The sequence below is a fragment of the Pseudoduganella sp. RAF53_2 genome, from assembly GCF_052113985.1.
Lineage (GTDB): Bacteria > Pseudomonadota > Gammaproteobacteria > Burkholderiales > Burkholderiaceae_D > Rugamonas.
Genome location: NZ_JBFRDW010000187.1, coordinates 1 through 9,182, shown reverse-complemented (window position 1 = coordinate 9,182; position 9,182 = coordinate 1). Strand labels below are relative to the sequence as shown.

Below are 9,182 nucleotides of genomic sequence, written 5' to 3'. Positions count from 1 at the left end.
ACCGTGCGCGCAGACCGCTACGACGGCTGGGCGCTTGATCTGAAACTCGCCATCAACGCTCGCCTGTGGCTGAAGGACGCCGGCATGTACGCCAGCCTGACCGCCGGCCACTTCGACGGCGCACCGCTGCACAAATTCGACTGGCTCGGGCAGTCGCTCGCCATCATCACCGGCATCGCCGACGCCGAACAGGCGCGCAGCATTCTTGCGCACTATCCGCACGGGCCAATGGGCGCGCCGGTGATCTGGCCACAGCAGCAGGATGTGCCGGTGTATCACAATCGCGCGATCTGGCCTTTCGTGACCGCCTACGGCCTGCGCGCTGCGGCGATGACGCGCAATGTTTCGGTAGCCGACGAGGCTTATGCAACGCTGATGCGCAGCGCGACGCTGAACCTGTCGAATATGGAGAATATGGAATGGATCACGGGCGACCCGATTCCGCCGGTCGTTAATTCGAAGCGTCAGCTGTGGTCCGTGGGCGCTTATGTGGGCATGGTCGTGCAGCAGGTCTTCGGTCTGACGTCAACGACTGAGCGCTTGTCGGTACGGCCATTTATCACGTCGCGCCTGCGCCGCGAGGCGCTGGCTGGCAGCGATATGATCGAGCTGACGGGACTCGTGCTGCACGGGAAGCGAATCAGCGTGAAGATCAAGCTGCCGCCGCCGGTGCAGATCGAAGGCTATTATGAGATTCAGCGCGGAACGGTGAACGGCGTTGAAATGCACGAGGCACCACGCTGGACGGAACTCGCCGACGACAACGTGATCGAACTGGAACTCGGCGCGCTGATGCCAGGCCGTCAGCAAATCACACGCGTGGACGTTCAATCCACAGACACAGGCCCGAAAGCCTTTGCGCCGCACGAGCCAACCGCCACGCTTGCCAGCGCGGCGGCGGGCGGAGCGACTCTGCGGATCGCGTCGGGGGCGGCGGACGAGCGCGTGACGTTTAACGTGTATCGCGATGGCATGCAGGTCGCGGCGGGCGTCAACGCCGGCTCGTGGATGGACCGGGCGCCAGGCGCGGCAGCCAGCGCACGTACGACGCGCGCTGCGCCGGTGGGAATGCCCGCATCGCGTGGCGCGGCTGCGGAGGCCATGCGCTCCGTGTGCTACTCAGTGGAGGCGGTGTTCCAGCAGTCCGGCAACCGCAGCCACCACAGCGCGCCGGTGTGCACAGGCGTCGGCGCAGTCGAAGCGTCCGCGGATGCGAAGACCATCAGCATCACAAGCAGCGGGCGCCACGCCATCCAGGTGCGCTACACAAACACCGCCAACAAGATCAATCTCGGCATCAGCAACGGCGTGAAGTGGCTGCGTCTGCGCAATGCGGACGGCAAGGTCGCCGCAGAAGGCGTCGTGCAAATGCCGCATGCGCTGGCCGCCGCCTGGTCGACGCCAATCTACACCGACCTGAAACCCGCCAGCTACAGCTTCGAGCTGGACGACTTCACCAACATGAGCTACCTGCAATCGAACAGCACCTTTGCTGATGCAGGCGGCAGCAGCGGACCGTCGAACAACGCCACAGTGGAAGCCATCCGCATCCAAGCCACAGCCCCAGCGCCCGGGGCCGTGCGTCACGGCACGCTGCAAATCATCGAGCACTTCAAATCGCCGCAGCTCGGCAACGAGCGCAATCTGCGCATTTATCTGCCACCGTCCTACGCGGACAATCCGCGCAAGCGCTATCCCGTGCTCTACATGCACGACGGCCAGAATCTGTTCGACCCGAAGACCACCTCTTACGGCACGGAGTGGAACATCGACGAAGTTACCGACCGCATGGTCGCGCAAGGCGATATGCAGGAAGTGATCGTGGTCGGCATCGACAACACGCAAGATCGCATTGGCGAATACACGCCCTGCTGCGATCCGAAGTACGGCGGCGGCAAGCTGRATACATATGCGAAGTTCGTCGCAACCACCGTCAAGCCGTATATCGATAGCCATTACCGCACGCTGAAGGACCGCAAGCACACGGCCGTCATGGGCTCATCGCTGGGCGGGCTCGCCTCTGTGTATATCGCTCAGCATTATCCACAGACGTTTTCGATGGCGGGYGGCGTTTCGAGTTCCTTCTGGTGGAACAAGTCGGCCATGGTGAAGCATCCGCCGAAGCATTTGCCGGTGAAGTTCTATATTGATGCGGGAACGGCGATGGATGGCATGGACGAAACGGCGGCCTTCCGCAAGGCCATGCTCAAGCAAGGCTATCAGCAGGGACGGGATTTCTACTTCTATACCGACGAAGGCGGCATCCACAACGAGCAGTCGTGGGCCAGCCGGGTGCATGTGCCACTCGGCTGGTTCTTCGGGCGCTGAGATGCTGGCAGCGGCGGATCGATGATCCGCCCTACGAGCCGGTGGGATCGAAGATCCGCTCCGCGCATACGGCGGCCGCCCGCGCTGGCTGAATTTATGCGCGGATTGCGCGCAGGCGCGGCACGCCGAGGGCCGCGCGCTTGGCGTCCGGCTGGTCGCGCAGTTTGAAGATGGAGACTGATTCTGCCAGGTTGGCCGCCTGCTGCTGCAACTGATCGGCAGCAGCGGCGGCTTCTTCCACCAGCGCGGCGTTCTGCTGCGTCACGCTGTCCATCTGGTTGATGGCCGTGCTGATTTGCTCAATGCCGTTCTGCTGCTCGTTGCTGGCGACGGCGATTTCCGCGATGATGGCCGTCACGCGTTCGACGCTGGCTACCACTTCTTCCATCGTTACGCCCGCCTGTCCAACCAGCTTGCTGCCCGCCTCAACACGTTCAACGGAATCGCCAATCAACTCCTTGATCTCTTTGGCGGCGGCGGCCGAGCGATGCGCCAGATTGCGCACTTCGCCTGCAACCACGGCAAATCCGCGTCCCTGCTCGCCCGCGCGCGCCGCTTCAACGGCCGCATTCAGCGCCAGAATATTGGTCTGGAACGCGATGCCATCGATCACGCCGATGATGTCCACAATGCGGCGAGAGGACTCGTTGATCGCGCCCATGGTCTTCACCACTTCCGACACCGTGGCGCCGCCCTTCACTGCCACCTCCGAAGCTGCGGAGGCCAGGGTGCGCGCCTGGTGCGCGTTCTCATTGTTCTGCCGCACGGTGCTGGTCAGCTCCACCATCGAAGACGCCGTCTCTTCCAGCGAACTGGCCTGCTCCTCCGTGCGCGCCGACAGGTCCAGATTGCCGGACGCGATTTCAGTAGACGCATGCGCAATCGTCTCCGTGCCCGAACGCACGCGGCCCACGATATTGGAGAGGTTGTTGTTCATGAGCTTGAGCGCATCAAGCAGCTCGCCCACTTCGTCCTTGCTCTTGACTTCGACGTCGGCGCGCAAATCGCCTGCCGCCACGGTCTTCGCTATATCGATTGCCTGCGTCAGCGGCCGGGTAATGCCCAGCACCATCCACCACACAATCGCGCCGCCCAGCAGCACGGTAATAACGATCATAATCCCCAGCGACATGGCGGCGCTGCGGTGCGCCTTGGCGCTGTCCTCCGCCACGGCAGCAGCCGACACGCGCGCCTGCTCATCGATGTAGGTGACGATGTCGTCGATCTTCTTGGTCGGCGCACGGTCCATGCCCTTTACCAGGCCGTCCACGATCTTGTAGCTTTCGGGATTGGCGGTATCGAACTGCTTTAGCGCATTGAGATAATTCTTGCCCAGTTCATCGAGCATGCTGACCGCCTCGCCCACCAGCGGCGTGCGCAGCTTCAGGCGCTCCAGCTGGCCACTCAGCTTCTTCAATTCGCCGCTGGTCTTCTGGCCGCTCGCGACAAACGCCTTGCTGTAGTTTTCGAACTGCTTCGGATCGTGGCCGCGGATCAGGATGTTCTTCCACTCCTGTACCTGAATCTTGAACTCGACCTGCGCGCTGCGGGCCGTATCGACCGCTTCAGTGAGCGCCACGGAGCGCTGCAGTCCTTCGGTGTTCCGGGTTTGCATGAAACCCAAGGCGCTCCAGCCCTGGTAGCCGACGATGAGAACTGCCAGCAGGAAAAAGCCGCCCAGCAATGCAAGACGTACACCGATCTTCAAATCCGCCAGTTTCATGATTTCTCCCTTGCTTTGTTCTTGCAAGTTCATCATGCGCCCATCGGCGGCAGAAGCCAAGGACGAGCGGCATCAAATGTGGCGTGGCGGGAACTCCAGGCAGTAAAGATTCGTTCCCGTCGACTCATCCTTCAGGAACTTCAGCGCGACAAAGCTAAGGCCAAGCTTTTTCAGCAGCTGATTTGAAGCAACATTATGTGGGGCAACAATCCCCAGCAAGCGTTTCAGCCCCATTTTGTCGCGGGCAAAATCGACCACAGCCGCGGCCGCTTCATAGGCATAGCCGCGGCCCCAGTAGGCGGGCATGTAGGCATAGCCTATATCAGTATCGGGCAGGATGTCGCGCTTGATCAGGCCACACATGCCGACAGGGACGTCGTCCGATTTCTGCAGCACCAGCATCAGCGAGTAGCCCAGCGCGCGCTGCATCGCCATCGGTCCGGTAATGATGGCGTTGCGCGCGTCTTCCAGCGTGCGCACGCCTTTGTCGCCGATGTTCTCGATGAAGGAAGGCTCGTTGACCAGTTGCAGATAAAAGGGCGCGTCGTCCGCGGTCAGGGGACGCAGGTACAACCGTTCGGTTTCAATCATTGTTCAGGCCATTCGCTGGGATCGGCCAGGAAGCGGTACATCACGTACACATCGACAAAACCGAGCTGCTGGTGACGATAGGCGCGCGGCAGCGTGCCGATCACGGAAAAACCGAGCCGCTTCCACAGCAGCACGGCGGAGACATTGGTGCTCACTACATAATTGAACTGCATCGCCAGGAAGCCCGTATTGCGCGCCTGCTCCAGGCAGTGGCGTCCCAGCAGCTTGCCGATGCCCACGCCTTGCGCGGCGGGGCTGACCATGAAGGAGGCGTTGGCCACATGCGAGCCGCGGTCGCGCTGGTTGGGCAGCAGGCGATACATGCCGAGCAGGCGGTCCGTGTTGCGCAGCACCGCGACCCAGGTCTGCATCTCTTTGCCGAACCAGAATTCGCGGCAGTCATCAAGGCTGGTGTCCGCTGCGAAGTAATAGGTATCGCCGCTCGCGATCAACTCCTGGAAGATATTCCACATGGAGTCAAAATCGGCTTCGGTCGCCGGACGGATATCGATGTCTTTCAAGGCAGCTCCAGGGCACTGGAATGATGCTCGATTGTCATCTATTTTCTTATGCAAGTCCAGTCGTGCGGAAATTCACGTGCGTCGGCCGCCCCGGCAGATCCAGGCGCGAGATGGCGGGTGGCGCTTCGGCCACCACCCTGCCCCGTCGCAGCACTAGCCGGCGCGCGGCGCGCAAGCGGATCGCTTCGACCGGATCGCGCGCATCCAACAGTACCAGATCGGCGTGGCAGCCCGCTTGCAGACCGTAGCCTTCCAAACCGAGAATACGGGCCGGCGTTTCAGTCACGGCGGCGAAGCAGGCGCGCATGGCTTGCTGGCCCGTCATCTGGGCTACGTGCAGGCCCATATGGGCCACTTCCAGCATGTCGCCGGAACCGAGGCTGTACCAGGGGTCCATCACACAATCGTGGCCGAAGGCGACGTCGATGCCGGCCGCCATCAGTTCGGGTACGCGGGTCATGCCACGGCGCTTCGGGTAAGTATCGTGGCGGCCCTGCAGGGTGATATTAATCAGCGGATTGGCGATGGCTGCCACGCCGGACTCCTTCATCAACGGCAGCAGCTTGCTCACGTAGTAGTTGTCCATCGAATGCATGGACGTCAGGTGCGAGCCAGCCACGCGGCCGTGCATGCCCAGGCGATGCGTCTGCGCGGCCAGGGTTTCGATGTGGCGCGAGAGCGGGTCGTCGGATTCGTCGCAGTGCATATCGACGCGCAGCCCCTTCTCCGCGGCGAACTCGCATAACAGGCGCACCGATTCTGCGCCGTCGGCCATGGTGCGCTCGAAATGCGGGATGCCGCCGACGACATCCACGCCCATGGCGATGGCGCGCTTCAGATTGTCGAAAGCGGTGGGACTGCGCAGCACACCGTCTTGCGGGAAGGCGACCAGTTGCAGGTCCAGATAAGGCGCGACGCGGCGCTTGACGTCGAGCAGCGCTTCGACCGCCAGCAAGCGGTCATCGCACACATCGACGTGGCTGCGGATTGCCAGCAAGCCGCGCGCGACCGCCCAGTCGCAATACTGCATCGCGCGTTCGACCAGCGCATCCTGCGTTAGCTGCGGCTTCAACTCGCCCCACAGCGCGATGCCCTCCAGCAGCGTGCCTGACTGATTCACGCGCGGCAGACCGTAGCTGAGGGTGGCGTCCATGTGGAAGTGCGCATCCACGAAAGGCGGCGTGACGAGGCCGCCTTCTGCATCGATCTCGCGGGCGCCTGTTACGGCCACCGCGGGACCGACGACAGCAATGCGGCCATCCTTGACTGCTATATCAATACCCACTCGGCCGTCGGGCAGGCTGGCATTCCGGATCACTAGCTCCATCGAAGACTCCGCTGATGAGGACGGCTGATTGTAGACAGAGCTCCGTCCAGGACGCAATGTTGCGCCGCATTAATTTTGCTACACTGCGGGGCAAAAATGACTTTTCAATACGTTAATTCGTCGCTAGAATGGCTTTATTGCATCGCACCATTTCTTATCGTTCCTGGGAGAAGATATGTTTTCGTCGATCACCGAGCAGTTTTCCGCAGCTACCAAGTCGCAACTTGAATCGCAACTGAAACTCCTGAATACCTACGCGACCACCGCCTTCGAAGGCGCGCAAAAAGTCATCGCGCTGAACATCAGCACGACCAAGGCGTCGGTGGAGAAAAGCGCTGAAGCAGCCAAGCAGCTGCTGGAAGCGAAAGACCCGAAAGAATACTTCAGCGTCGCCAAGGCCCAGTCCTTCGACGGCGTGCTGGCTTACGGCCGCGAACTGTTCAGCATCGCCAGCAAAGCACAGGCTGACCTGCTGCAAGCCACCAAAGACCAGCTGAAAGAATCTAACGTGCAAGTCAAGCCGCTGGTGCTGGAAGCGCCGGTCGTCGCCAAGCCTGCGCCTGTCGCTGTGGCCGTAGCCAAGCCAGCCGTGGTGGAAGAAGAATTCCCATCCGAGCCGGAAGAGCCAGCAATCGAAGCCGCTGCTCCGAAAGCCCCGAAATCCAAGCCAGCCAAACCGGCCGTCGAAGCCGCCCCGAAAAAGCAATAACCCCCGCCTTTGGGGTCAGGCGCCAAATGCGACACGGCCTCGGCTGTGTAGCGAGCTCATGTACCATTTGGTGCCTGACCCCAAAAACATAAAAGCGGCAGGTGTTGTATCCTAGCGGCCTCTTTGCTAGGAATATTTCCAATGAGTTTATCGCGGCTTATCGGCGGCTTTGTGCGCTCGCATTGGCGTCCTTACGCGCAGGCGGGTGCGATGCTGGCTGGTGTGGCCGTCATCGGCATCTGGATTCCGCGCCAGGTCGGTAAGATGATCGACGGACTGGCCGGACACACGCTCAGCCATCACGATCTGCTGCTGAATATCGGCCTGCTATTGCTGGTCGGTCTGGCGAATTACGGCTTGCGCGTGGCATGGCGCATGAAGCTGTTTTCGGCCGCTTATCAACTTGGCGTCGAGCTGCGCACACGCTTTTACCGCCGCCTGTCCCTTCAAGGCCCCTCTTTCTACCAGAAGCAGCGCACCGGCGACCTGATGGCGCTGGCCACCAACGATATCGATGCGATCGAGATGGCGGCCGGTGAAGCGATGCTGGCGGGTTTCGACGGTTCGCTGTCCCTCGTCATGGTGCTGGGCATGATGCTGCTGGGCGTGGACTGGCGCCTCGCGCTGTTCGCGCTGATCCCCTTCCCTTTCATGGCCTGGGCGTTCTGGCGCATTTCTTCGCACATCCACACCGCGTCCGCCGATTCGCTGAAGCGTTTCAGTGCGCTGAACGATCATGTGCAGGAGACGCTATCCGGTGTGCGCACCCTGCGCGCGCTGGGTCTTGAGCAGCGCAGCAGCACACGCTTTTCCGAGCTGGCCGAAAAGGCCGCCGGCGCCGCGCTCACGGCGCAGAAGTGGGAAGCCGCTTACGAACCTGCTGTCGGTTTAACGCTGACGTCGGCCACGGCATTGTCGCTGGGCCTGGGCGGCTATCTGGTGTGGCAGGGCCAGTTGACCATCGGCGCACTGACCAGCTTCAGCATGTATCTCGGCCAGTTGATCTGGCCCATGTTCGCAGCGGGCTGGGTGCTGTCCCTGATCGAACGGGGACGCGCCGCCTACGCGCGCCTGCAGCCCATGCTGGACGCGCCCTTGTCGATCGATGATCATGGCACGCTCAACACGCTCACGCCCGGCCCGCTGCACATCGCGGATCTGAGCTACAGCTATCAGGGCCAGACCGAGCCCGCGCTGTCGCACATCACCCTGACCCTGCAGCCTGGGCAGACGCTGGGGCTCGTCGGCCCCACAGGCTCGGGCAAGTCCACCCTGCTGCGCGCTATCCTGCGCCAGATCGTGCCACAGCATGGCGCACTGCGCTGGGGTGGGCATTCGCTGGACGAATACACCCTGTACACCCTGCGCGGCGCCATCTCCTGGGTGCCGCAGGAATCGTTCCTGTTCTCGGCCACGATTGCGGAGAACATCGCGCTGGCGCGTCCGGAAGCCAGCCGCGCCGAAGTGGAACGCGCTGCGAATCTCGCGGCAATCCACGACGATATCCTGCTGTTCCCGAACAAATACGAAACGGAAGTCGGGGAAAAAGGCATCACGCTGTCCGGCGGCCAGCGCCAGCGCGTGGCGATTGCGCGTGCCCTGCTGTCCGATAACGAGATGCTGCTGCTGGACGATGCCTTGTCCGCCGTAGACACCGGCACCGAGACGCGCATCCTCGAACATCTGGAAGAACTGCGCCAGGCACATCCCGGCCGCAGCGCCATCATTGCCAGCCACCGCCTGAGCGCCGTCGTGAATGCGGACCTGATCGTGGTGCTGCAGCACGGCCGCATTACGGAAACCGGCACGCACGAACAGCTTCTGGCGCAAAACGGCTGGTACGCCAGCCAATGGCGCTACCAACAACTGGAGGCCAGCCTCGATGCAGCCTGACGAGAAAATCAACGCCAAGGAGCAAACAAAGCGCGCCTTCGGCCTGCTGCATCGCGCGTCCGCACCGGACCTACATCACCTGTACTGGGC

General features: G+C 62.1%; 7 protein-coding genes. 3 read left to right on the top strand and 4 right to left on the bottom strand.

Going from position 1 to position 9,182, the window contains the following annotated elements:
* Positions 1–2,328, top strand: a 2,328-nt coding sequence (locus AB4Z11_RS13150; RefSeq protein ID WP_442025699.1) for an alpha/beta hydrolase-fold protein, incomplete at its 5' end; no start/stop codon positions are given.
* Positions 2,329–2,422: 94 nt separating this feature from the next.
* On the opposite strand, the gene AB4Z11_RS13145 is transcribed toward AB4Z11_RS13150, so the two are convergent.
* The 4 genes from AB4Z11_RS13145 to AB4Z11_RS13130 all read right to left on the bottom strand — a co-directional run bounded on the left by AB4Z11_RS13145 (position 2,423) and on the right by AB4Z11_RS13130 (position 6,490).
* A complete protein-coding gene (locus AB4Z11_RS13145) occupies positions 2,423–4,051 on the bottom strand; it encodes a methyl-accepting chemotaxis protein (protein WP_442025698.1) in 1,629 nt (542 codons plus the stop codon).
* A 72-nt stretch (positions 4,052–4,123) separates the two neighbouring features.
* Positions 4,124–4,642, bottom strand: a complete 519-nt coding sequence (locus AB4Z11_RS13140) for a GNAT family N-acetyltransferase (protein WP_442025697.1) — start codon at positions 4,640–4,642, stop codon at positions 4,124–4,126.
* Complete coding sequence (locus AB4Z11_RS13135) at positions 4,639–5,163, bottom strand: GNAT family N-acetyltransferase (protein ID WP_442025696.1); 525 nt, start codon at positions 5,161–5,163, stop codon at positions 4,639–4,641. The genes AB4Z11_RS13140 and AB4Z11_RS13135 overlap by 4 nt, the downstream gene beginning before the upstream one ends.
* 46 nt (positions 5,164–5,209) lie before the next feature.
* Positions 5,210–6,490, bottom strand: a complete 1,281-nt coding sequence (locus tag AB4Z11_RS13130; RefSeq protein WP_442025695.1) for an amidohydrolase family protein — start codon at positions 6,488–6,490, stop codon at positions 5,210–5,212.
* A 175-nt stretch (positions 6,491–6,665) separates the two neighbouring features.
* Between AB4Z11_RS13130 and phaP the strand changes: the two genes are divergently transcribed.
* Positions 6,666–7,199 (top strand): TIGR01841 family phasin, encoded by a 534-nt coding sequence (gene phaP / locus AB4Z11_RS13125; RefSeq protein WP_442025694.1) that lies wholly within the window; start codon positions 6,666–6,668, stop codon positions 7,197–7,199.
* A gap of 141 nt (positions 7,200–7,340) precedes the next feature.
* The gene (locus tag AB4Z11_RS13120; protein WP_442025693.1) at positions 7,341–9,092 is read left to right on the top strand and encodes an ABC transporter ATP-binding protein; all 1,752 of its coding nucleotides are present in this window, start codon (positions 7,341–7,343) and stop codon (positions 9,090–9,092) included.
* Positions 9,093–9,182 lie beyond the last annotated feature (90 nt).

Coding starts and splice junctions, on each gene's coding strand:
- AB4Z11_RS13145 (WP_442025698.1), bottom strand. CDS start 4,051: ATGAAACTGGCGGATTTGAAGATCGGTGTACGTCTTGCATTGCTGGGC.
- phaP (WP_442025694.1), top strand. CDS start 6,666: ATGTTTTCGTCGATCACCGAGCAGTTTTCCGCAGCTACCAAGTCGCAA.
- AB4Z11_RS13130 (WP_442025695.1), bottom strand. CDS start 6,490: ATGGAGCTAGTGATCCGGAATGCCAGCCTGCCCGACGGCCGAGTGGGT.
- AB4Z11_RS13120 (WP_442025693.1), top strand. CDS start 7,341: ATGAGTTTATCGCGGCTTATCGGCGGCTTTGTGCGCTCGCATTGGCGT.
- AB4Z11_RS13140 (WP_442025697.1), bottom strand. CDS start 4,642: ATGATTGAAACCGAACGGTTGTACCTGCGTCCCCTGACCGCGGACGAC.